The 21,409-nt window shown below is 39.4% G+C and carries 28 protein-coding genes, 1 pseudogene and 1 riboswitch; of the genes and pseudogenes, 22 read left to right on the forward strand and 7 right to left on the reverse strand.

What is annotated here, in order from left to right; all coding sequences use genetic code 11:
* Positions 1-45: 45 nt before the first annotated feature.
* The 8 genes from ERX29_RS08655 (at position 46) to ERX29_RS08690 (ending at position 5,087) form a co-directional block, all read left to right on the forward strand.
* Positions 46-498, forward strand: coding sequence for an NUDIX domain-containing protein (locus ERX29_RS08655; RefSeq protein WP_133444288.1), 453 nt, complete (start codon positions 46-48; stop codon positions 496-498).
* Positions 477-1,244, forward strand: a complete 768-nt coding sequence (locus ERX29_RS08660; RefSeq protein ID WP_133444289.1) for an alpha/beta hydrolase family protein — start codon at positions 477-479, stop codon at positions 1,242-1,244. The genes ERX29_RS08655 and ERX29_RS08660 overlap by 22 nt, the downstream gene beginning before the upstream one ends.
* Before the next feature lie 49 nt (positions 1,245-1,293).
* Positions 1,294-1,536 carry an AbrB/MazE/SpoVT family DNA-binding domain-containing protein gene (locus ERX29_RS08665; RefSeq protein WP_133444290.1) on the forward strand — a complete coding sequence of 81 codons (243 nt, stop codon included), beginning with the start codon at positions 1,294-1,296 and terminating at the stop codon, positions 1,534-1,536.
* Positions 1,537-1,675: 139 nt separating this feature from the next.
* Positions 1,676-2,392, forward strand: a complete 717-nt coding sequence (locus ERX29_RS08670) for an MBL fold metallo-hydrolase (RefSeq protein ID WP_133444291.1) — start codon at positions 1,676-1,678, stop codon at positions 2,390-2,392.
* Positions 2,367-2,921 carry a TetR/AcrR family transcriptional regulator gene (locus tag ERX29_RS08675; RefSeq protein ID WP_133444292.1) on the forward strand — a complete coding sequence of 185 codons (555 nt, stop codon included), beginning with the start codon at positions 2,367-2,369 and terminating at the stop codon, positions 2,919-2,921. The genes ERX29_RS08670 and ERX29_RS08675 overlap by 26 nt, the downstream gene beginning before the upstream one ends.
* 30 nt (positions 2,922-2,951) lie before the next feature.
* Positions 2,952-3,404, forward strand: coding sequence for a DUF3995 domain-containing protein (locus tag ERX29_RS08680; RefSeq protein WP_133444293.1), 453 nt, complete (start codon positions 2,952-2,954; stop codon positions 3,402-3,404).
* Between the two features lie 11 nt (positions 3,405-3,415).
* On the forward strand, positions 3,416-4,144 hold the full coding sequence (locus ERX29_RS08685; protein WP_133444294.1) for an alpha/beta fold hydrolase: 729 nt from the start codon (positions 3,416-3,418) through the stop codon (positions 4,142-4,144).
* 115 nt (positions 4,145-4,259) lie between these two features.
* Entirely contained in the window at positions 4,260-5,087 is an 828-nt protein-coding gene (locus ERX29_RS08690) for a formate/nitrite transporter family protein (RefSeq protein WP_133444295.1), read from the forward strand.
* Between the two features lie 48 nt (positions 5,088-5,135).
* Here ERX29_RS08690 and pckA read toward each other — a convergent pair whose 3' ends face one another.
* Positions 5,136-6,734 (reverse strand): phosphoenolpyruvate carboxykinase (ATP), encoded by a 1,599-nt coding sequence (gene pckA, locus ERX29_RS08695; RefSeq protein ID WP_133444296.1) that lies wholly within the window; start codon positions 6,732-6,734, stop codon positions 5,136-5,138.
* Between the two features lie 184 nt (positions 6,735-6,918).
* Positions 6,919-7,018: riboswitch (SAM riboswitch) on the forward strand.
* Between the two features lie 99 nt (positions 7,019-7,117).
* Between pckA and metK the strand changes: the two genes are divergently transcribed.
* A complete protein-coding gene (gene metK, locus ERX29_RS08700) occupies positions 7,118-8,311 on the forward strand; it encodes a methionine adenosyltransferase (protein ID WP_133444297.1) in 1,194 nt (397 codons plus the stop codon).
* Between the two features lie 34 nt (positions 8,312-8,345).
* Here metK and ERX29_RS11045 read toward each other — a convergent pair whose 3' ends face one another.
* Positions 8,346-8,606 carry a hypothetical protein gene (locus ERX29_RS11045; protein WP_207999184.1) on the reverse strand — a complete coding sequence of 87 codons (261 nt, stop codon included), beginning with the start codon at positions 8,604-8,606 and terminating at the stop codon, positions 8,346-8,348.
* A 215-nt stretch (positions 8,607-8,821) separates the two neighbouring features.
* Between ERX29_RS11045 and ERX29_RS08710 the strand changes: the two genes are divergently transcribed.
* Positions 8,822-9,733, forward strand: coding sequence for a nuclease-related domain-containing protein (locus ERX29_RS08710; protein WP_165981119.1), 912 nt, complete (start codon positions 8,822-8,824; stop codon positions 9,731-9,733).
* Positions 9,734-9,798: 65 nt separating this feature from the next.
* The gene (locus tag ERX29_RS08715; RefSeq protein ID WP_133444299.1) at positions 9,799-10,638 is read left to right on the forward strand and encodes an aldo/keto reductase; all 840 of its coding nucleotides are present in this window, start codon (positions 9,799-9,801) and stop codon (positions 10,636-10,638) included.
* A gap of 90 nt (positions 10,639-10,728) precedes the next feature.
* Here ERX29_RS08715 and ERX29_RS08720 read toward each other — a convergent pair whose 3' ends face one another.
* Genes ERX29_RS08720 through ERX29_RS08730 form a run of 3 tightly spaced genes read right to left on the reverse strand, consistent with a single transcriptional unit; the run spans position 10,729 to position 11,731 of the window.
* Positions 10,729-11,040 carry a fluoride efflux transporter FluC gene (locus ERX29_RS08720; RefSeq protein WP_133444300.1) on the reverse strand — a complete coding sequence of 104 codons (312 nt, stop codon included), beginning with the start codon at positions 11,038-11,040 and terminating at the stop codon, positions 10,729-10,731.
* Complete coding sequence (locus ERX29_RS08725) at positions 11,037-11,381, reverse strand: fluoride efflux transporter FluC (RefSeq protein ID WP_165981120.1); 345 nt, start codon at positions 11,379-11,381, stop codon at positions 11,037-11,039. The genes ERX29_RS08720 and ERX29_RS08725 overlap by 4 nt, the downstream gene beginning before the upstream one ends.
* A 47-nt stretch (positions 11,382-11,428) precedes the next feature.
* Positions 11,429-11,731, reverse strand: coding sequence for a hypothetical protein (locus ERX29_RS08730; RefSeq protein ID WP_133444302.1), 303 nt, complete (start codon positions 11,729-11,731; stop codon positions 11,429-11,431).
* Between the two features lie 146 nt (positions 11,732-11,877).
* On the opposite strand from ERX29_RS08730, the gene ERX29_RS08735 reads away from it, so the two are divergent.
* The 7 genes from ERX29_RS08735 to ERX29_RS08760 all read left to right on the forward strand — a co-directional run bounded on the left by ERX29_RS08735 (position 11,878) and on the right by ERX29_RS08760 (position 17,873).
* Positions 11,878-12,588, forward strand: coding sequence for a transaldolase (locus ERX29_RS08735; RefSeq protein ID WP_133444303.1), 711 nt, complete (start codon positions 11,878-11,880; stop codon positions 12,586-12,588).
* Between the two features lie 178 nt (positions 12,589-12,766).
* Positions 12,767-13,618 carry a helix-turn-helix domain-containing protein gene (locus ERX29_RS08740; RefSeq protein ID WP_165981121.1) on the forward strand — a complete coding sequence of 284 codons (852 nt, stop codon included), beginning with the start codon at positions 12,767-12,769 and terminating at the stop codon, positions 13,616-13,618.
* The gene (locus ERX29_RS11125) at positions 13,615-13,746 is read left to right on the forward strand and encodes a hypothetical protein (protein ID WP_279433915.1); all 132 of its coding nucleotides are present in this window, start codon (positions 13,615-13,617) and stop codon (positions 13,744-13,746) included. Before ERX29_RS08740 ends, ERX29_RS11125 begins: the two co-directional genes overlap by 4 nt.
* A gap of 201 nt (positions 13,747-13,947) precedes the next feature.
* Complete coding sequence (locus tag ERX29_RS08745; protein WP_133444305.1) at positions 13,948-14,805, forward strand: N-acetylglucosaminidase; 858 nt, start codon at positions 13,948-13,950, stop codon at positions 14,803-14,805.
* A gap of 157 nt (positions 14,806-14,962) precedes the next feature.
* A complete protein-coding gene (locus ERX29_RS08750; protein WP_133444306.1) occupies positions 14,963-16,612 on the forward strand; it encodes a peptide ABC transporter substrate-binding protein in 1,650 nt (549 codons plus the stop codon).
* 129 nt (positions 16,613-16,741) lie between these two features.
* Positions 16,742-17,320, forward strand: a complete 579-nt coding sequence (locus ERX29_RS08755; protein ID WP_133444307.1) for a TetR/AcrR family transcriptional regulator — start codon at positions 16,742-16,744, stop codon at positions 17,318-17,320.
* A gap of 4 nt (positions 17,321-17,324) precedes the next feature.
* The gene (locus ERX29_RS08760) at positions 17,325-17,873 is read left to right on the forward strand and encodes a hypothetical protein (RefSeq protein ID WP_133444308.1); all 549 of its coding nucleotides are present in this window, start codon (positions 17,325-17,327) and stop codon (positions 17,871-17,873) included.
* A 28-nt stretch (positions 17,874-17,901) separates the two neighbouring features.
* Here ERX29_RS08760 and ERX29_RS08765 read toward each other — a convergent pair whose 3' ends face one another.
* Positions 17,902-18,108, reverse strand: a complete 207-nt coding sequence (locus ERX29_RS08765) for a VraH family peptide resistance protein (RefSeq protein ID WP_133444309.1) — start codon at positions 18,106-18,108, stop codon at positions 17,902-17,904.
* Positions 18,109-18,163: 55 nt separating this feature from the next.
* Positions 18,164-18,799 (reverse strand): annotated as a pseudogene (locus ERX29_RS08770) (putative hydro-lyase); the annotation flags it as partial.
* A 226-nt stretch (positions 18,800-19,025) separates the two neighbouring features.
* Between ERX29_RS08770 and ERX29_RS08775 the strand changes: the two are divergent.
* The 4 genes from ERX29_RS08775 (at position 19,026) to ERX29_RS08790 (ending at position 21,012) form a co-directional block, all read left to right on the forward strand.
* On the forward strand, positions 19,026-19,220 hold the full coding sequence (locus ERX29_RS08775) for a hypothetical protein (RefSeq protein WP_133444311.1): 195 nt from the start codon (positions 19,026-19,028) through the stop codon (positions 19,218-19,220).
* 119 nt (positions 19,221-19,339) lie between these two features.
* A complete protein-coding gene (locus ERX29_RS08780; protein ID WP_133444312.1) occupies positions 19,340-19,558 on the forward strand; it encodes a helix-turn-helix domain-containing protein in 219 nt (72 codons plus the stop codon).
* Between the two features lie 54 nt (positions 19,559-19,612).
* Positions 19,613-19,972 (forward strand): hypothetical protein, encoded by a 360-nt coding sequence (locus tag ERX29_RS08785; protein WP_133444313.1) that lies wholly within the window; start codon positions 19,613-19,615, stop codon positions 19,970-19,972.
* A 77-nt stretch (positions 19,973-20,049) separates the two neighbouring features.
* Positions 20,050-21,012, forward strand: coding sequence for a restriction endonuclease (locus tag ERX29_RS08790; protein ID WP_133444314.1), 963 nt, complete (start codon positions 20,050-20,052; stop codon positions 21,010-21,012).
* Positions 21,013-21,409 lie beyond the last annotated feature (397 nt).

The following is a 21,409-nucleotide window of genomic DNA, read 5'->3' on the forward strand; positions in this document are numbered from 1 at the left end:
GTATTATCTTGATTTTATCATAGAGCATTGAACGGGGATAGATGTATGGAATTTATCGATCAGCTGGGGCACCAGGTCGTATTAAAAAAAGAAGAGCCAGTTCATGATCATGTACTGGTGATAGCATTATATCAGAATCAGTTCGTGCTGACACATCATCAAATACGCGGCATTGAGTTTCCTGGCGGCAAGCGCGAGATAGGGGAAACAACTTTTGACGCCGCACATCGTGAGCTGTATGAAGAGACAGGTGGGCGGGCGGTGTCCATGGATTACATCACCACATACACAGTATTTGGTGAAACATCGTTTAAGAAAGATGTCTTTTTAGCACAAATCGATTCCATCGAAGATAAAGCAGATTATATGGAAACGTGGGGACCGGTCGTCGTGAATCAATTGGAGGACGTTAAAGTTCACCGCAGCCGGCTGCTCGATGACGCCTGTATTAACTATATTGTGAAGGAGATGATATCATGTGGCTGGATAGACGATTGATCAATGCCTGGTATTTTGACAGGCATTTGTGCGAAGTTGACTACTATTCAGATGAATTCGTCGTCACTGCAATGCTGCTGGAAGCAAATCTTCCGAAACGCATCGTTATCTACCTTCGGGGTGGTAAAGGCGGTGTCGGTCAAGTCAGACCGGTCAGGCTGATGCAGTTTGCAGGGCCAGATACATTAGTTGCTGCACCTTACTACAGAGGCACTAGAATCGATAACGGTAAAGACGAGTTCGGCGGCGCAGATTTAGAAGATGTGCGGTCGCTCGTCCGTGAACTAGAGCATCAGTACGGCGACTTACCTGTACATCTCGTCGGTTTTTCCCGTGGGGGTATTCAAGGACTGCTGACGTATCAAGATATCGATGCCGCGTCTTACATCATCCACAGTGGTGTTTCAGATATCTACTTGATGTACGAAGAACGTCATGACCTGCACGGCATGATGAGACGGCTCATAGGCAAACCGGGAGAAAACGACAGTGAGTATGACAGACGTAACGGCTATAAGCATGTCAGAAAAGACAGTCCGCCAGTCATGATCATTCACGGTACAGCTGACAAGCAGGTCGGCGTCAAACACGCAGAAATACTGGCAGAACGATTGAAAATGCTGAACGTGCCACACGCGATTCATCTCTATGAGGGAGAAGGGCATGTCTTCACACCACCGAAAGAACGGGAAGTGCTCGAGAAAATTCAACAGTGGATGAATGATGTAGAAGCGGGACTTATTTAATGAGTGACATTTTACTCTTTTGAATATATACTTTGAAGGGGTGATGACGATGAAAGTTAACTTGAAAAAGTGGGGAAACAGCCATGGTATTAGAATTCCCGAAGTTGTTATTAATGAAATGAATCTTAATGAGAATCAAAGGTTTAATTTAACTGTCGAAGAAGATGCAATAGCACTAAAAGTAGAAGAAAACCAAAAGAACTTATTACGCCAAATGTTTAAGAACTATGATACTAATCAAAAGTCCGAAGAATTTGACTGGGGAGAACCACAAGGCAAAGAAGTAGAGTAGAAAAGATTCTTTATAGAGCATCATTTTATAAGAGTTTAAGGCATACTGAATTCCCAGTGTGCTTTTTCACTTTTTGTTTGTATTTTTCAGCATACTGTTATATGATTTAGCTAATCTGATTAGCTGAAGGAGAGTATACATGAAAATCACTAAAATTGATAATGTCTACCAGCTTTCTTTTCTGCCGCACTTGTTTCCAATCAACGTCTATGTCGTTGAAGAGGAGAAAAGTCTCACCGTCATTGATATCGGTATGAAGCCGTTCAACAAGGAACTTAAGAAACTCAGTACGCAACTCGGTAAACCTATTGAAAACTTGTTACTTACTCATGCTCATTCTGACCATGTCATGGGTATCCATCAGTTTAAAGCGCTGTTTCCTGACGTGGTCATCAGTATGTCGGAAAGAGAGCATCGCTTCATCAAGGAAGATTTTAAGTTCGATGCAGATGAAGCGGGCTATGAATTGAAAGGCGATTACTCTAAATGCAATTTTGAAGTAGATCACCTTCTGAAAGAAGGAGAACATATCGGCTCACTGCAAGTGATTAATACACCTGGACATTCTGTTGGATCCATTTCTTTCTGGAACTCAGACAATGGCTTTCTCATCGCAGGCGATAGCTTTCAGACCAAAGGAAGGGTTGCCGTGTCCGGAGATAAAGTGATGACCTTCCCGTTTCCGGCAATAGCGACAGGTAACAAAGAAGCAGCATTGAAGAGCGCGATCAAAATCAAGGACTTGAAACCTCGTGTACTTGCAGTAGGGCACGGTAAAATGATTGAACAACCACAGACCATGATAGAAAAAGCAATTAAGAGGTGCGAAGATGAGAGGGAAAATCAATCAAGATAAAATTATAGCAGCATCATTAAAAATTCTTGCTCATCAATCACCGAAAGACCTATCATTAAAAGAACTGGCGAGTGAACTAGATATTAAATCTCCTTCTCTTTATAAGCACTTCAGAAACTTAGATGAGCTGCATGATATATTATCACAGTATAGCCTAGAAAAACTTTATGATTCGTTAAGCAGATCTATAGAGCATCTAGAGGGGTCAATCGCATTAACTGCACTTATGACAGAATATCGGAAGTTTGCCACCGAGAATCCGAGCATATACGAGTACACGCAGAACACCGGTTACTGGATTTCAGAAGAAACATATGCTGAATCTGAAAAAGTCGTCCAGCTCATGTATAGTCTGGTCGAAGACATTAAAAGTGAAGAACAGAAAGTGCATCTCATTCGTCTGGTCAGAAGTTATGTGGCAGGGTTTATCAGCCTCGAGCAGAATAAAGGGTTTGAGATGGCGGTCGATGTCGAACAATCATTTAATATTGGTGTAAAACTGATTGTAGAGTCATTTAAAGGGAAATAGGCTGTAAAGACTTATATTTAAGGAGATGCCATGCAGATAAAAAAGTGGGCGTGTATCGTATTTCTTATTGCCGGAACACTTCATTCCCTTGCTACTTTCTATTGGTCGTACGGTGGTGAATTAGGACTTGCAACTGTTGGAGAATGGACTTTTAAGTTGAAACAGCAATATGGCAACCGAATTTTAATCGGTCTATTCTTTTTAGGCCTTTTTAAGTTAGCGGCAACATGGCTGCCAGCTATACTTTATAAGAAAGAAGTTAAAGCTTTACGGCTGATTTCATATGCAGGTGCTGTCATATTAATTGTGCATGGCGGCGGAAATACAATAGTCGGCTGGTTGAAATTTTTAAACATTATACCCAGAAAAAATACGCTTAGTGAAATAGGACAGGCATTCATCTGGGACCCTTTGTTTCTGATCTGGGGATGTTCTTTGTTATTATTTTTATTATCAACTAGAGTTAGAAGAAATAATATTTGAGGAGAAGCAGTATGATGAGTTTCAAAAATAAGTATCAATTTTTTTACGCGGATCATATTAATAAAAATAAGCCGATTCATCTTCTAATTTCACAAGACGGTCAGTTTGCATTAGAAGAAAATGAAAAGACAAATGGATATGCTCTGGAGTTAAATAAACTTATTATTGAAGAAAAATTACCATTTGTGTTACTGACAATCGATAATGTAGAGAACGAAAGGGCAAATCAATACTGCCCATACCAATCAGGAAATTTTTCCTTTAAAACATTAGGTTATAATAGAATTTTGAATCCAGTTGGAAAAGAATATTCTACCTGGCTCATAGAATTTTTACTTCCAAATGTAATAGAGGAATACAATATTGAAATAGAATCAATAACGCTTCTTGGAATTTCAATGGGTGCATTAATATCACTCTACACATTATTAGAATATCCCAATGAAATTAACAATCTTATTTCAATATCCGGTGCTTACTACATTAATCAAGAAAGCATTGAGCAAAAAATTATTGAAACTTCTTTCTACGATTCTCATAAAATTTATTTAGATTATGGAACAGAAGAAGTTGAAAGCGATAACTTTATTTCTACGTGTTTTATAGAAAGTAATGAAAGAATAATTAATTCTCTTAGAGAACAACCAATTGAATTAGTCCCAAAAAAGTTCGAGGGGCATCATCACGATTATCTTTTTTTCAAAGAGAGAGTGAAAAAAGCTATAAAAGAAATTATTTAATAATTAAAGTAATAAAATAGGTTAACATCTAAGTAAATTTTCCCTGTTACAATGCTATGCTTTCTCTATTTAGGGTAATATAAAACGTATTTTATATTTCCTAGGAGGTTACGGCATGAAAAACAAAATTCCTGTAAAATCTGTTGATGACACGTTCACAAATGTAGAGAACATCAATGATATTCTTGATCAAGTCGCAACAAAAGAAGCTTCGGCGGATAAGAGCATCGGACGCTTCATGCTGAAATCAATCATGGCTGGTGTGCTGCTTGCTATTATAACGGTATTTATGCTGGCAATTAAAACTCAGTTTCACGGCGTCAATCCCGGCATCGTCAATCTAATGGGAGCATTTGCATTCAGCATTGCTCTCGTGATGATTGTCATGACGAGAGCAGAACTGTTGACCAGCAATTTCATGTTCTTTACAGTCGGTCTTTATTATAAGACGATTTCCATGAGTAAAGTCGCGAAGATTTTTGCACTTTGTTTCCTCGGCAATGTCATCGGAAGTTTTATTTTATTTGCATTGATGACTGGAACTAAAGTGATGACTCCTGAAATGGTGTCAGCATTGTCTAATACGGTCGCAGCGAAGACGACTGAAACAACATGGCATGCGATTATGATCAAAGCAATTTTTGCTAATTTCTTTATTAATATGGGTATTTTCCTTGCGATTCAAAGTAAGGAAGCACTCGCAAAAGTATTCTTTATCGCTATCGGCGTCGTTATCTTTGTCTTTATGGCATATGAACACGTCGTCTATAATGCAGGATTGTTCGCCGGCATGATGTTCTATAATATCGATGCACTGTCATGGATAGACGTTCTGAAAAATATTATCTTTGCGTTTATCGGCAACTATATCGGCGGCGGCATTTTCGTCGGATTGGTCTATGCGTATTTAAACGGCCGACGAGACGACTATATCCGTCTATAGTAAAAGCTCCTATTAAAGTGTTCTCTTTAATAGGAGCTTTATTTTTGATTATTCACCTTTGTAGATAAATCCACCTTGTTCTTCAATAGCTGCTGAACGTTCGCCGAACTTCTTGAAGTTTTCTTTGAACATCACTGCCAGCTGCTGTGCTTTTTCGTCATAAGCTTCAGCTGACACCCATGCATCACGAGGCATCAGGATGTTGTTCGGTACACCTGGCACGTGACTTGGGATATGTAGACCGAATATTTCATCTGTTCTATAATCTACTTCTTTTAACGCTCCACTGATAGCACGACGTACCATTGAACGTGTATGAGTCAAGTTCATACGAGATCCGACACCGTACTCACCGCCTGTCCATCCTGTATTGACCAGGTAGACGTCTACATTGTGCTTATCAATCAGTTCACCTAATTTGTTCGCGTAAACTGTCGCATGCATCGGCAGGAACGGAGAACCGAAGCAAGTTGAGAATACCGGCTGAGGGCTCGTGACGCCGCGTTCTGTTCCTGCAAGTTTTGAAGTAAAGCCGCTCAGGAAGTGATACATTGCCTGATCTTTAGTCAATTTGGCGATTGGAGGCAGGACACCAAATGCATCAGCAGTCAGGAAAATGATCGTTTTCGCATGACCTGCAATAGAAGGTAAAATAATGTTATCGATATTTTCAATCGGATATGCTGCACGCGTGTTTTCAGTCAGTGATTTATCTTCATAATCCGGGAAACCTTTATCATCGACTTTGACGTTTTCCAGTATAGCACCGTAGCGGATGGCATCATAGATTTGAGGTTCTTTCTCACGAGTCAGATCAATCGTTTTTGCGTAGCAGCCGCCTTCGATATTGAAGACACCATTATCGTTCCAGCCGTGCTCGTCGTCACCAATCAGTTTACGCTGTGGATCGGCAGATAATGTGGTTTTACCAGTACCTGACAGACCGAAGAATAATGCAACATCTTTATTGTCGCCGACATTTGCTGAACAGTGCATGCTCATCACGTCGTTATCAGGCAGATAATAGTTCATGACGCCGAAGATACCTTTTTTCATCTCACCGGCGTACTCTGTTCCGCCGATCAATATAATCTTATGTTTGAAGCTCGTGATGATAAACGTTTCTGACTTCGTGCCATCTACTTCAGGGTCTGCCTTGAAGTGAGGGGCTGAAATAATAGTGAAGTCAGGTGTGATGTTCAGACCTTCTTCAGTTGTCTCCGGACGGATGAACATCGTGCGCGCAAATAGATTATGCCACGCCATCTCGTTGATGACAGATAGTTTCAGCTGAGTCGCAGCGTCTGCTCCTGCATAGCCGTTAAAGACATAGACTTTTTCCTTTGTATTTAAATAAGAAGATACTTTATCAAGCAGCTTCAAGAAGACTTCTTCTTCAATCGGCTGATTGATAGCATTCCAGTCAATATTGTCTTCAGTTTCTGATTCTTTTACAATAAACTTATCTTTAGGCGAACGACCCGTATATTTACCTGTTTCTGTTCTTACAGCACCCGATTCCGTAAGGACACCTTCATCATTATCCAGTATTTCCTGAATGAGCTGTGTGCGTGACAGCTGTTTTAAAGTTGAAGGTTTTGCGAGCAGTTGATCAAGTGTTTCTTTATACGTCGACGTATCGTTCATGTGATAATCCCCCAGTTAAATTTTCTGCAATGTAAGCAGTTTCACCAAATAGTATAACATAACCGACTTAATAGTCTATACTAATCAAATGATATTTACAAGTCTGTATAAAGACAGAAAATTTCGGCTAAGGAAAACTTATTGACTATTAACAAATAGTTTAGTATTATCTTACTTGCGGATTCTCTTATCCAGAGTGGTGGAGGGACATGGACCCTTTGAAGCCCAGCAACCTTTTAAGTAAGGTGCCAAACCGTTTGCAGATTAATTCTGAACGATAAGAGTGAATGGACTTGATATTTGAGCCTTCTCTCTTAAGTGTGGAGAAGGCTTTTCTTTATGGATAAACCGTACTAATCATTAATATAAAAGGAGAAATTAAATTGGCAGATCGTAAGTTATTTACTTCTGAGTCAGTGACAGAAGGACATCCAGATAAAATTGCAGACCAGATTTCTGATGCGATTCTTGATGAAATATTAAAAGGGGACCCGAAGGCACGTGTTGCCTGCGAAACTTCAGTGACAACAGGTATGGCATTAATCGCGGGTGAAATTACAACATCTACTTATGTAGATATTCCTAAAGTCGTGCGTGAAACGGTTAAGGAAATCGGATATACGCGGGCAAAGTTCGGTTATGACTTCCAAACGATGGCAGTACTGACTGCGATCGATGAGCAGTCGCCGGATATCGCACAGGGGGTTGACCGTGCACTAGAAGATAGAGAAGAATTGTCTGACTCAGACATCGAATCAATCGGTGCAGGAGACCAGGGCTTAATGTTCGGTTATGCATGTAACGAAACAGAAAGCTTGATGCCGCTTCCTATTTCACTTGCTCATGAACTTGCACGTCGTCTGACTGAAGTCCGTAAGAACGGTACGCTTGACTATCTTCGTCCGGATGGAAAAACACAGGTTACTGTAGAGTATGATGAAAACAATACTCCTAAAAGAATTGACACAATCGTTATCTCATCTCAGCACCATGAGAAAGTAGAACTTGAACAGATTCAGGCAGATATTAAAGAACATGTCATCAAACCGGTCGTACCGGCACAATTAATCGATGAGGAAACAAAATACTTCATCAATCCAACGGGCCGCTTTGTTATCGGCGGACCACAAGGAGATGCAGGACTGACAGGACGTAAAATCATCGTTGATACTTATGGCGGTTATGCGCGTCACGGCGGTGGTGCATTCTCTGGTAAGGACGCGACTAAAGTAGACCGTTCAGGTGCCTATGCTGCGCGTTATGTAGCAAAAAATATTGTTGCCGCAGGACTTGCTGATAAAGCAGAAGTTCAGCTGGCATATGCCATTGGAGTCGCACATCCAGTATCTATCTCTGTTGATACATTCGGAACAAGCGACTATTCAGAAGTGGACTTAGTAGAAGCAGTGCGCAGCACATTTGACCTACGTCCAGCAGGCATCATCAAGATGCTTGATCTGCGTCGCCCGATCTACAAACAGACAGCAGCTTACGGACACTTCGGCCGTACAGATATCGAACTGCCTTGGGAGAAAACAGATAAAGTGGACAGCTTAAAAGCAGCGATAAATAAGTAGTTAAAAGCCCTCATAAAATATGAGGGCTTCGTTATTATTCTTCTGTTGTTTCTTCCTCAGTGGACTCTTCTTCAGTCGCTTCTTCCGTTGTTGCTTCTTCGGTAGACTCTTCTTCTGTCATTTCCTCAGTAGTCGCTTCCTCAGTTGTTTCCTCTTCTGTCGTTGCCTCTTCTGTTGTTTCTTCAGTTGTCGCGTCTTCAGAAGACTCGTCTGTTGAACTGTCGTTGCTGCAAGCACCTAATAGTAAAACCGAAGCAAATGAACCAACCAATAGAAATTGTTTTAAGTGTTTCATTTTAAAACCTCCAGAGGATAAATGTCCCTGTATACAGGGCTACGCTCATTATCGCCCACGATTATGAATCTTATATGTAAATAGCACAAATCATTTTAAAAAGTGTAAATTTATGATTAATAAAATTTATCATATTAAATTTTAATAATATTACTGAAGAAATCGTAAATTTTGCTTATAATATGAATGAACCTATCTTTACAAAGGAGAATGACATGACCGAATTAACACCTCTACATTACATAATGATTGCTCTTGGTGCCCTGGCACTGTTGTTTCTCATGCTCTGGCTTATAACTCAGAGTAGAGCGAAACGTGAACAAGAGCGACTTATTTCACAGCACGCGGACGATAGAGAAAAACTATCTACAGAATTGCAGGACAAGGCAGAGCGGGAGCGACTGGATCAGAAAAAAGCATTTGCACAACAGAAAGAGACATATGACGAAACAGTTTCCAGACAGGCGCTTCAGATTGACAGTCTGAAACATCTGTCAAAAAATGGCGGTGAATATTTAACAGATATGACGCTGATTCAGCTGAAGGAACGTCTTGTCAGAAACGAACGCATCAGACCTGAAGATATGCATGTGCTTGCTAATATCTTCATCCCTGGACGCGATTTGAAACGTACAGAGAAAATCTCGCACATTGTGCTTACAAGAACAGGCATCTATATTTTAGACTCTCATTACTGGAAAGGGCACATCTATCATGGTGTAGATCAGACTCAGTTCTCTGCCGAGCCGATGTTTGAACACGTCTTCAGTCTGCTTGATATTGATCCTTATATCGAACAGACACTGGCAATGGAACGAGATGAAACAAAAGGGGCAGTTTACTTCCGCTCATTACGAGACAATATTGAAGACTTGAAACGACGTGCAGAACTGGTGGAAGAGACATTCCAACTTAAATTTCCTGTCACTTCTATCGCTTACTTCAATAAAGAAGGACATGATTCTGGAACAATGAATAACTTCTCACGGGATAAGCAGGTGAAAGTAGTCGTCGGAGAAGATGAACTTGAACTGTTCTTTGAGAAATATGTCTTCCATGGCAGATTTCAGTATTCAGTGGATGAACTTGAAGCCATCCGCGATGAGATAGAACATTTGAATCCATAACCGGCCATCAGGTCGGTTTTTTTAAATAGAGGCTGGGTATAGTGTAAAAAAAGGAGTGGTGATCAATGGAACTTACAGTAACGCTGCATAATGGTAATATAATGCCGAAAGTAGGACTCGGAGTCTTTAGAGTAGAAGAGGGACAGGAAGCGGTCAATGCTGTTAAACATGCGATTGTTTCTGACTACCAAAGTATAGACACAGCAATGATTTATAAGAACGAAGAATCAGTCGGTGAAGGAATCCGTCAAGGACTGGAAGAAGCGGGAATCGATCGAAGCGAATTATTTATTACTTCAAAAATATGGCTGGATGATTTCGGCTTTGATACAGCGCTACAAGCATACGAAGCATCTCTTGAACGATTAGGACTTGAATATCTGGATTTATATTTAATTCACTGGCCGGGTCAGGATACAGAGAAATTCATCGAAACATGGAAAGCACTTGAACAGTTATATAATGAAGGAAAGGTTAGAAATATCGGTGTCAGTAACTTCAACATTGAACATATGGAAACACTGCTTGCACAGGCATCAGTAAAACCGGTTATCAACCAGGTGGAATTTCATCCATACTTAGACCAGAAAGAACTGCGTAATTATCTTGCTGAGAAGCAGATTGTCATGGAATCATGGTCTCCTCTATTGAACGGTGACATCTTAACGAATGAAGTTATCAACAACATCGCTGAGAAACATGGGAAGTCTCCTGCACAAGTGATTATACGCTGGAATATTGAGAACGATGTCGTTGTAATTCCAAAATCAGTCACACCTAACCGGATTGAAGAGAATCTCAATGTCTTTGACTTCCAGCTATCTCAGGAAGACTTGTATGAAATTGAGCAGCTGAACGAAGACCGCAGAATCGGTCCGGATCCAGCTGACTTTACAGGAAAGTAATTTTCAATTAAAACATAGGCTTTAAACAAAAAATCTCCCTTATAAGTCCGCACTAAATGTGTGGCAACTTATTAGGGAGATTTTATTTTTTTAAACGATTAACATTCCTGCAAAAAAACAACAGAGCGGCAAAATGATAGATAAGGTGATATAGATAAGTGCAGCTTTTAAGTCTTCACGGAACAAAGTCACCGTCTCCAAAGTAAATGTTGAGAAGGTTGTCATTCCGCCCATTATACCAGTACCGAAAAATAAAAAATAATCGAAATGAGTGAACATACCGAGCAGTAAAGAACCCATTGTATTAACCAGCAATGTCATCCATGGGAAGCGCCCATTATACTGGCTCAGAAATACACGAATGCAAGCGCCAATCATCGCACCGATTCCGGCAATTATCATGACAGCACCTCCCCAAACTTCATGCCGGCTGCTGCCAGCATTATTCCTAACAAAAGAGTCGCTGAAATATACATCACACCGATTAAAACGTCAGTCTGAAGCAGTTCAACGCTTTCCATGCTGAACGTCGAAAATGTCGTAAAGCTGCCAATTAATCCACCAGTGATTCCTGTCCTTAAATCATTATTAGTCATTTCCTTCAACTTAACAGTAAGCAGCCCAAGCAGAAAAGCACCGATTAAATTGACTAAAAATGTTCCGGCAGGATTAAAAAGCATGCTCATCTCATACCGCAGAACTCCTCCTATAAAAGCAAATAAACATACATGTAAATACTTCATCATATTCCTCCGTCATAAAAAAAGAAACTGCACAAAACGTACAATTTCTACAGAATACCGAATAACAATAAACCAGATATTAGATGATAAATGATGACGATTAAAATCACCCACGGCCATACTTTAGCCCATCGGTATACACCGCGCGACGCCTGGTCAGGACGTATAAGTGCTTTATCAATCAGTATAATGCTGATGATCAGCAGAATCGCATTCACGAGACCAGTGAACAGAATGATTGAATTGATAGACCCGAACAACCCTTTCATCATAGGGTTCTGAACGTTAAGGAAGACACTGAGTACGACGAAGATGACAGAAAGATAAAAGAACTTGTGTGCTTTATACATAGCAGCCTCCGAAATATAATATGAACTTATTTTAGCACGAGTGATGGGAATTGACACCATTATAATTGCAGGATGATTCATTTGTAATTACAAATAATTAAAGTTATAGTGAAAATGAAAATACATCACTCACAGGAGGAATCATAATGAAAGACTTAAAAGTACAAGTATTTGCGGATGGTGCAGATATCGAGCAGATGAAATCTGCGTATGCTAATAAAGAAGTAGACGGCTTTACAACAAACCCGTCACTGATGGCAAAAGCAGGTGTTAAAGACTACAAACAGTTTGCTGAAGAAGCAGTGAAAGAAATTCCTGATGCTTCTATTTCATTTGAAGTCTTTGCAGATGATATGGAAACAATGCGTAAAGAAGCGGAGATTCTGATGAACTATGGTAAGAACGTGTTTGTTAAAATTCCTGTCGTCAACACAAAAGGCGAATCATTGATTCCATTGATTAAAGAACTCTCTGCTGAAAACGTGCAGTTGAATGTGACAGCTGTCTATACAATTGAGCAGGTGAAAGAAATTGTGGACGCTGTAAAAGAAGGCGTACCAACATATGTTTCAGTATTTGCAGGAAGAATTGCAGATACAGGAGTCGATCCACTGCCACTCATGAAAGAAGCGGAGAAAGTATGTCACTCTAAAGACGGTGTTATGCTATTATGGGCAAGCTGCCGTGAATTATATAACGTCATTCAAGCAGATGAAATCGGCTGTGATATCATCACATGCCCAGGCGATGTCGTTAAGAAAATCCCTAACATTGGCCGTGATGTCAACGAATTATCGGTTGATACGGTTAAAGGATTTGCAAAAGACATCGAAAAAAGCGGTCTGAAAATTTTATAAATGAGCTTTAAAATCTTCCCTTAAAATATAAGGGGAGATTTTTTTGTAATAAAATATAAAATATTAGTCATGCAATATTGCATACATTTTATATATGAGGTATATTATTTATAGTACATTTTCAGAATATTGTTGCAACGAAGGGAGTGAGGATGTGCCGATTAGCATTGGGGATAAAGTGATTAAAAGAAGAAAAGAAGTAAAAATGACTCAAGCAGAGCTGGCGAAAGATATTTGCACGCAAAGCCAGGTCAGTCGAATTGAGAAAAACGAAATAATGCCGAGCTCCGAAACGTTGTTCTTGATTGCTAATAAGTTAAACGTGAGCATGGATTACTTTTTTGGGGTTGAGAAGGTTAACAACATTATTCGTGGAAAGAAAATCTGTCAGGATTACTTGGAATCAAGAGAGTTTGAGACGCTTGAAGTATTTGTAGATGCTCAGCTACAAACAATTATTACAGATTATGAATATAAGTATTTTAATTGGGTAAAAGCAGTATGTTCAGCTTATACTTCTAAGGATTTAGAAGCTTCTATACAAAGATTAGAAGAACTTGCGGATAAGGATATTGGAGTTAAAGATCCAGATTTAGATGCCAGTATTTTTAATTCTCTTGCGATTTTCTACCGAAATATAGGTGAACTTCATAAAGCTGATAGAGCTATTGAGAAAGCAAAATATATTATTAGAAATAATGAGCTTTACAATGATACAGCTGTTAAAGTATATTATCAGTATGCAACACTTTTAATGATTAGCGAAGATTATCATAGATGTCTTGAATTTGCTCAAGAAGGAATAAATATGTGTCTTGATAACAATATCATGTATTTATTTGATAGGTTGTTGTACTTATACTGTGGAGCAAAACAGGATTTGAATAATATCAGTGTCAGAGACAAAGATTTATTTATTCTAGGATATGGTCTAGCGAAAATTAAAAATGATATAGACTTAGTCGAGCTGTATGAAAAAGAACTGACAGCGTTTAATAATCTATTACCAAAAATGGAGGAAGCGACATGAAAAACAAATTTTCTAAAGGTTTAGTTGCATTATCATTATTAGCAGTATTATTCGGAGTTAATACATTTAAAGTGAACGATGATCATGGCGTTAATTACGTTAAAGTTGACGATAGTAATTTCCACTAAAATCACAAGCTGAACCCCACTAAGGTTCAGCTTTTTTTATTTGTTCGAGTAGTCATAGCTTTCTTTTCGCTCAGTGGTTTGCTAAAGTTAAAAAGAAAAAGCACCTGCAGTTAGGGGCTGCAGGTGTAGAGCAAGAAATTGAAGAGGGGGTATGAGTTACATATTACCCTTTCTGTAATGGTGTAAACATGGAGGTTTATTTTGACACAGAAGCAGTTAGCGAAGCGTCAGCTTGAAATCAGAAATAAATGGATTATGACGGGTATTGTTGTCTTAATCGGCACTGGAATCTATCTAATGGTCAGGATGTCTATCGCGGCTTATGAAGAGCGGATGGAAGATAGACGGGTGACTGTCGATTATACTTATGCTGAGGCAAAAAAGCGTCAGCAAAAAGCAGCACCTGCTGTTTCTGATGGTGTGTCCTGGTCACCGGCTGATGGTCGTGATATTGACCGCTTCATGCAGCCGGATAAGTTTTACTTTCATTCTGAGCAGCGTTATCAGTTTCTGAACTTGAAGATGTCTCAGAAAATAGATGCACAGACACTTGATGAATTATTAGATGGGCAGGGCATACTTGATGGTCTCGGTAAGGCGTTCGCACAGGCATCAAGGAAAGAAGACGTGAATGAAGTCTATTTGATCAGTCATGCGATGCTTGAGACGGGCAAGGGTAGAAGTGAGCTTGCACGAGGTGTGACGCTGAATAATGAGGGCAAGCGAGATACAGATGGCACGCGCTACTACAATTTCTTCGGTATAGGGGCTTATGACAATAATCCTGTGATGAGCGGTGCGCGTCATGCACAGCAGCAGGGCTGGGATACGCCTGAGAAGGCTGTCAGAGGGGGCGCTGAGTTTATACACCGTGAGTACTTAGCCCGAGATAATCAGTACACACTTTATTCTATGCGATTTAATCCCGCAGATCCTGGCCGCCATCAATATGCGACGGATGTCATGTGGGCACATCATAACGCCAGACAGATGGCTGATTATTACAAACAGCTGGGACGGGAAGGTCGTTTTTTCACGCGTCATTACTACAAGAGGTAAGCTTATCAATTAGATTAGCTTATTTTTTTATATATAATTTTTAGAATTTTCTAAAAATTATATTGCTTTATTGTCTGCAGTTGATTATCATAATTTTAAGCAAATGTTTTATTTTTTTATAGATTTTATTGCATATTTATTCTGTAGGAGGAATGTTATGAAGAAGATTAATTGGCTGCTTGTACCTGTATTAACTGTTTCCACAGTGCTTAGTGCCTGTTCTGGAGGCGGAGCTGGAAATGATAACAAAGATACTAAAGGAAGCTCGGACAGCAAACAAGTGCTGAACTTAATTTCATCATCTGATATCCCATCTATGAACTCAGCACTGGCGACAGATATGGTGAGTTTCCAAGTGTACGAAGATGTATTCGAAGGGCTGTACAAACTGGATAAAGATTCTCAGCCGGTACCGGCGCTAGCTGAAGGAGACCCTGAGAAATCGAAGGACGGGAAGACCTGGACGATCAAACTTCGTGATAACGCAAAATGGTCTAATGGTGACCCTGTGACAGCAGGTGACTTCGTCTATGCATGGCGTAATGTTGTAGACAAAAACACTGGTTCAGAATATGCATTCATTATGTATGACATCAAAAATGCAGAAGATATCAACACAGGTAAGAAAGATCCGAAAGAATTAGGTGTTAAAGCAATTGATGATCATACGCTTGAAATTCAGCTGGAGAATGAACAGCCTTACTTCCAGGGATTGCTCGCATTCGGTACATTTATGCCGAAGAATGAAAAAGTAGCAAAAGAAAAAGGCGATAAATACGGCGTTGGTGCTGACAATGCAGTCTACAACGGTCCGTTTGAAATGACTGAATGGAACACAGAAGAGAACTTCAAGCTTGAGAAGAACGATGACTACTGGAACAAAGATGAAGTAAAGCTTGACGAAATCAATTATCGCGTCACTAAAGATGTTCAGACAGGGCTGAACTTGTACGAAACAGGTAAAGTTGACTCTGTCGGAGTATCTGCTGAAAGTGTCGATAAATACAAAAACGATAAAGATTTCAAGACGGAATTGACAGCAGCGATTCAATTCATGCGAGTTCAGCATGACGGTAAGAAAGAATTGCAGAACGCTGACTTAAGACTCGCACTTGCGAAATCGCTCGATAAAGAATCTTACGTGAAGAACAATGTTAACAACGGTGCAGTGGCAACAAATCAATTGACGCCAAAAGATGTCTACAAAGGACCTGATGGCAAAGACTTCTCAGAAATCGCCGGCGGAGACGAATTGTCATATGATGTAGATGCAGCAAAAGAGCACTGGAAAAAAGCGAAAGAAGCATTAGGTAAAGACAAGATTGAACTTGAGTTCCTGACGACTGACCTCGATACAGCGAAGAAAGACGCGGAATACTTCAAAGAGCAGTGGGAATCTAATTTAGATGGTCTGACTATCAAGATTAAGCAGACACCGTTCAAACAGAAACTCGCACTGGAAGCAAAAGGCGACTATGACATCGCTTATGGTAACTGGTTCCCTGATTACGCTGACCCAATGACGTTCATGGATCTCTTCTGGTCTAAGCAGACGAATACAGGTTACGATGATCCAGCTTACGACCAAATGATTGAAGACGCAAAAGGACCATTGTTACCTGACCCTCAGAAACGTTGGGATACTTTAGGAGAAGCAAGTACGATGCTGCTTAAAGAAGCACACGTCATCCCGATCATCCAGCGCGGTAATGCGTATCTTGAGAAACCATATGTTAAAGATATTTTAGTCAATTCTTCAATGATTAATCAGCATGATAATGCTTATATTGATGGTAAGAAGAAGTAATTATTGAATAGAACAAAGTAACTATGAAGCGAACGGAGAAAATTCCGTTCGCTTTTTTACTTTGCTTATTTAACACATATGTGTTATTATTATTTTATATAATACAAATGTGTTAAAAAGGAGTAATTTATGCCAAAGATTATCGACAAACAAGAGAAGAAAAAAGAGATTGTCAGACATGCCTGGCAGTCTATCAGTGATTATGGGATTAAAGGTATGTCAGTGAGAAAGATAGCTGAAGAAGCGGGAATGTCTCCTGGTCAGATGCGTTACTATTTCCCGGATCACCAAACGTTACTGACAGCTGTGATGGAAGAAGTGGTTCTCAAAGTAGAAGATAGAATTAAAGAGTTCATTACAAGTGATTTAACAATACAGGAAAAGATCATTCAATCAATTCTTGCTACTCTGCCGCTTGACGATGAACGCTATGCTGATATGGAAGTATGGACTGCATACCATACGATGTCTCAGGAGAAAGGAAAAGACACGCTGCGAAATGATACAGGGAGGCTCGTCCAGATGGCACTGCAGTTACTGGACGAAGCACACATGCTGGCAGAATTTAATAGAGAGCTTGTGTCATTAAGAGCAGTGGCACTGATTGATGGACTTGCTATGCAGAAACTGTGGTCGAGAGAAGCAGTACCTAATGAGCAAATTGAAGAAATTATTAGGTGCGAAGTTAGATCATGGTTAAAGGAGTGATAATATGAATATAATATTCTGGTTGATCATTGGCGCAGAAATCGCGTTTTGGCTGCTTGTCCTCGGAGGACTGACTGCTCGCTATATATGGAAGAAACCACGACTGAGTCTCATCTTGTTCGCTCTTGTTCCTGTAGTGGACTTGATATTGTTGGCTTCAGCGACTATCGATATGATAGGAGGAGCAACGGCAACATTTGCTCATTCTCTGGCTGCAGTGTATATTGCTGTCTCATTAGTCTTCGGTAAACGGATGATTGCAGGAGCGGATGCTTGGTATAGGAAGTGGATATTGAAGGAATCTGGAGAGAAGAAGAAACTTTACGGAATGGAATATTCTATTGCCTCATTAAAGTTCACTTTGCATCATTTAGCTGCTTACTTAATTGGAACAGGTTTAATGTGGCTCGTCATCTGGTTAGTCGGTAACAGTGATAGAACACTCATTATGTCAAGCTACATTAAATTGTGGTCTGTCATTATGATGATTGATATCATCATCACAGTGACATACTTTATATGGCCGAGAAAAAGGAAAACATCAGATGCATAAAAATAAGAAGAGAGCCTCGGCTCTCTTCTTATTTTCTGTAATTTTCACGTTGCCGTTTGAACGCTTCCATGTTCTCACGTTCATACATATAGAGGTAAGCGATAATGCCGATCGGAATTCCGAAGATAGGGGTTGTTAACAGACTTGCAATAACAACAAAGATTAAAGCATAAACGAGTTCATTGTTAGTCCACTGCTTTTCTTTAAGATATTCCCACATCAATTTAAAGCTCATAGATTTCGTCTCCTCTCACATGTTTTCATCACCATTATATGCCAAAAGCCTATAGTTAGTACAATATTTCGCTGTCTTTCACGTCAGTGACAAACATATAGCCCGGCGCATGGGTGATCATCAGTTCAGGCTTGATGTTCAGACAGACGGATTGCGGCGTGACGCCGCAGCCCCAGAATACAGGAACTTCCCCGTCATTGATCGTGACCCCGACACCGAAGTCAGGTGTATTGATATCCTTGATGCCGATTGCAGCAGGGTCACCGATATGAAGCGGCGCACCATGGACGGCCTTGAAGTTCGTTGTGATTTCTGTTGCCTTTAGCGCCTGAGTCATCGTCATCGGTCGCATGCTGACCGTCGTCGGACCACGGAAGATACCGGCAGGGTTCGTTTCAATGTCAGTAATATACATCGGCACATTGTGACCTTCCTCGATATGTCTGACTGGAATATCTGCTTCAAGCAGCGCGTGCTCGAACGTAAAGCTGCAGCCGAGCAGAAAACTCACCATCTGATCATCATATAATTCAGAAATATCATTCATTGTCTCCATGTGTTCACCGTCACGATAAATATAATACTCACCAACATCTGTTCTAATGTCAGCATCAGGTCCGTACTTCGGAAACGACGAGGACCCGGTCTCAGAAACATCAAGCAGCGGACATGACTTCGGATTCCGCTGACAGTCCATAAAAATTCCCCTTAAACATCGGTAACACGGTTTATACCTTCAATATAATTGAGCAGTGTAGTGAATACAACTGCTAAACAACTGTTGAATAGGAAATAAACTCTTTAAACTACTATTATATACGACAAACAATCATATCAGTGTAAAATTTCCAAAGTGGAAAAAATAATATTTCATCCTTATTCATCTCATATATTGAAGAAAAAAGGGTGACACTATATTGACAGACCAGCTCATCATTCGTTACTTAGAGCAGCATTATAAGAAGCACTTCGGCAGGATTTACAAGATCCGGATCACACAGCTGAAGGATAAAGGATATTACTATGAATTCAACCTGTGGAAAGACAACGTTGTGACGATCGGGGAGAGTGTTCTGAAGATAGACATTCAGTTGTATGAGGATAAAATATAGATTAACTTATTATTATATGATAAATACTGAATAAATTGCGGATTCTTTCCAACTTGGGAAGAATCCTTTTTTGGTAGTTAGACATTGATACCCTCACTTTAAAAAGTGAGGTTGGACAAATGACAGATAAAGATATCGTGCAGGCCATTAAATGGCATAGAGAGAACAAGGAAATCAAATCGCAGGACGTCGCAGAGATGCTGGGACATATCCCATCTAAATATTCAAAGATAGAAAGAGGCGAGCAGGTAATAACTGGACTAGAGCTGGTGAAAATAGCGGAGTATTTCGGAATGACCGTGGAAGAGCTGGTAAGGGTGCCGAGTAGGAAGAGGTAGCGTGTTCATGAATGATATAATGTAGTCATATATTTGGAGAACAGGAGGGAAAGTATGACTCATTATCTATACTTAGCTTCAAATGACGAATTACCGGAGAATTTGATTGAATTTGGGAGCTCCGTAAAGGAAGATGAAATGAAAACTGAGCAGAACAAGTACATCTTCCAGTACGAACTTCATTATGAGCTCAAGATAAGTGAATTAAATAAAGCTGCAGTATTATTAAGGGAGTATCTTGAAAGTAATCCATATAATATTATTGAGATCATTTATGGATTATCTAGTAATAGAGAGCCATGTGTAGTCAAAGAAAAAGAAAGTATTAAAATAAACCAGCTGACTGGAAAGCTGATGTATGATCTGAAGATGGATAGCATGCTGGAAGTTAGAGGACGGAAATATTTGTTATGATGACGAAACTGATATTTAAATTAATATCAGTTTTTTTGTATACTTAAAGTGTAAATAAAAAACAAAGGGGACTTTTTATGTATTTAATTCATCGAATCAGCCATGAAAAAGAAGCAGCAAAAAACTTACTAGGGGTTAAAGGTGACAATAAAAGATATCTTTCAATTGGATGGGGATCTCTTAAAGAGGAAAACAAGCAGAAACTACTGGAAGCGGCACAACAAGGTAAAGAACAATACAGAGCAACAAACAATGAAATTGGGCACGAAGGATTAACAGGTCAGAGAAGCTGGTTCCTATATAATTTCTTAGCTTTAAATAAGGGCGATACTGTAGTTGTACCGACACCTGGAGAAATATCTGTATATCAAGTGACTGATAAACCTAAATCTTATACTAGTGAAGGTGTGGACTTAGGATTTATCGTACCAGTCAAAGAGATAGAAGAGAAAATTTCGAGAAAAGATTACGTGACAGGTCCCTTCCATCGGAAATTAAAATATAGAGGTTCTAACCTTGTGCTAACTGGCGAAGATTATAAATATGTAGATGAAGTAATAAATAATTTTCAAAATAAAGTGAAAGTAACTGATGCAATCACAAAAACAAAAGCAAAGATGGCAGAGATTGCAAAACAGTATATTGAAGAATCATTGACTGATATTACATTTGAACAACTTATTAAACATTATTTCTACAACATCGGAGCAACTTCAGTAACGATTCCATCTAAAAAAATTAAGAATAACAAAAATAATTTTATTGCAGACATAGATGTCAAAGCAACTTTTGAAAAATTAAAAATTATTATTTTAGTACAAGCCAAGTTACATCAAGGTATGGATGATCCTAGAGGTATGGAACAATTATTTCACACGAAAGTTGAAAATGAAGAAGGGTTCTATCAAATTGTTAAGTGGCTAATTACAACTGGAGAAGTGTCAGAAGATGTATTAAATGAGCCTTTGTATAATGGGATTAGAGTGATTCAAAAAAATGATTTTGCAGAATTGTTGGTTGAGTCCGGATTTGACTTTTAAGAAGCATGAAGAATAATTCATAAATTGTTCACTTATTATAAGTTCAGAACTGCTAAAGCAAATTAATAATTAATATATGAAAGCACCAGTTAAAAAATTCTGGTACTTTCAATGCTTCTATTCAAAATTAAAACAAAGTTAATTGATGGAGTTCTTCAGAAACATATTGGGATTCTGTGGGTGTGTCAAGTTAAGTGTGTAAGTTACTCCATATACTTAACCACTCTGTCCTTAATCTGTTCATGAAGAAGAAGCTGGTTCATGACTAATGGGGTGTGTCAAGTTAAGTGTGTAAGTTACTCCATATACTTAACCACTCTGTCCTTAATCTGTTCATGAAGAAGAAGCTGGTTCATGACTAATGACCAGTTGGGAATAAAGCCTGCGGACCATTTCT

Origin of the sequence: Macrococcus lamae, from assembly GCF_004359545.1 — a bacterium.
In the GTDB taxonomy this organism is placed as follows: Bacteria; Bacillota; Bacilli; order Staphylococcales; family Staphylococcaceae; genus Macrococcus; species Macrococcus lamae.

What these genes read in the sequence shown, in the direction of transcription:
- ERX29_RS08655 (WP_133444288.1), top strand. Translation starts at nt 46, where the DNA reads ATGGAATTTATCGATCAGCTGGGGCACCAGGTCGTATTAAAAAAAGAA.
- ERX29_RS08660 (WP_133444289.1), top strand. Translation starts at nt 477, where the DNA reads ATGTGGCTGGATAGACGATTGATCAATGCCTGGTATTTTGACAGGCAT.
- ERX29_RS08665 (WP_133444290.1), top strand. Translation starts at nt 1,294, where the DNA reads ATGAAAGTTAACTTGAAAAAGTGGGGAAACAGCCATGGTATTAGAATT.
- ERX29_RS08670 (WP_133444291.1), top strand. Translation starts at nt 1,676, where the DNA reads ATGAAAATCACTAAAATTGATAATGTCTACCAGCTTTCTTTTCTGCCG.
- ERX29_RS08675 (WP_133444292.1), top strand. Translation starts at nt 2,367, where the DNA reads ATGAGAGGGAAAATCAATCAAGATAAAATTATAGCAGCATCATTAAAA.
- ERX29_RS08680 (WP_133444293.1), top strand. Translation starts at nt 2,952, where the DNA reads ATGCAGATAAAAAAGTGGGCGTGTATCGTATTTCTTATTGCCGGAACA.
- ERX29_RS08685 (WP_133444294.1), top strand. Translation starts at nt 3,416, where the DNA reads ATGATGAGTTTCAAAAATAAGTATCAATTTTTTTACGCGGATCATATT.
- ERX29_RS08690 (WP_133444295.1), top strand. Translation starts at nt 4,260, where the DNA reads ATGAAAAACAAAATTCCTGTAAAATCTGTTGATGACACGTTCACAAAT.
- pckA (WP_133444296.1), bottom strand. Translation starts at nt 6,734, where the DNA reads ATGAACGATACGTCGACGTATAAAGAAACACTTGATCAACTGCTCGCA.
- ERX29_RS11045 (WP_207999184.1), bottom strand. Translation starts at nt 8,606, where the DNA reads ATGAAACACTTAAAACAATTTCTATTGGTTGGTTCATTTGCTTCGGTT.
- ERX29_RS08710 (WP_165981119.1), top strand. Translation starts at nt 8,822, where the DNA reads ATGACCGAATTAACACCTCTACATTACATAATGATTGCTCTTGGTGCC.
- ERX29_RS08715 (WP_133444299.1), top strand. Translation starts at nt 9,799, where the DNA reads ATGGAACTTACAGTAACGCTGCATAATGGTAATATAATGCCGAAAGTA.
- ERX29_RS08720 (WP_133444300.1), bottom strand. Translation starts at nt 11,040, where the DNA reads ATGATAATTGCCGGAATCGGTGCGATGATTGGCGCTTGCATTCGTGTA.
- ERX29_RS08725 (WP_165981120.1), bottom strand. Translation starts at nt 11,381, where the DNA reads ATGAAGTATTTACATGTATGTTTATTTGCTTTTATAGGAGGAGTTCTG.
- ERX29_RS08730 (WP_133444302.1), bottom strand. Translation starts at nt 11,731, where the DNA reads ATGTATAAAGCACACAAGTTCTTTTATCTTTCTGTCATCTTCGTCGTA.
- ERX29_RS08735 (WP_133444303.1), top strand. Translation starts at nt 11,878, where the DNA reads ATGAAAGACTTAAAAGTACAAGTATTTGCGGATGGTGCAGATATCGAG.
- ERX29_RS11125 (WP_279433915.1), top strand. Translation starts at nt 13,615, where the DNA reads ATGAAAAACAAATTTTCTAAAGGTTTAGTTGCATTATCATTATTAGCA.
- ERX29_RS08750 (WP_133444306.1), top strand. Translation starts at nt 14,963, where the DNA reads ATGAAGAAGATTAATTGGCTGCTTGTACCTGTATTAACTGTTTCCACA.
- ERX29_RS08755 (WP_133444307.1), top strand. Translation starts at nt 16,742, where the DNA reads ATGCCAAAGATTATCGACAAACAAGAGAAGAAAAAAGAGATTGTCAGA.
- ERX29_RS08760 (WP_133444308.1), top strand. Translation starts at nt 17,325, where the DNA reads ATGAATATAATATTCTGGTTGATCATTGGCGCAGAAATCGCGTTTTGG.
- ERX29_RS08765 (WP_133444309.1), bottom strand. Translation starts at nt 18,108, where the DNA reads ATGAGCTTTAAATTGATGTGGGAATATCTTAAAGAAAAGCAGTGGACT.
- ERX29_RS08780 (WP_133444312.1), top strand. Translation starts at nt 19,340, where the DNA reads ATGACAGATAAAGATATCGTGCAGGCCATTAAATGGCATAGAGAGAAC.
- ERX29_RS08785 (WP_133444313.1), top strand. Translation starts at nt 19,613, where the DNA reads ATGACTCATTATCTATACTTAGCTTCAAATGACGAATTACCGGAGAAT.
- ERX29_RS08790 (WP_133444314.1), top strand. Translation starts at nt 20,050, where the DNA reads ATGTATTTAATTCATCGAATCAGCCATGAAAAAGAAGCAGCAAAAAAC.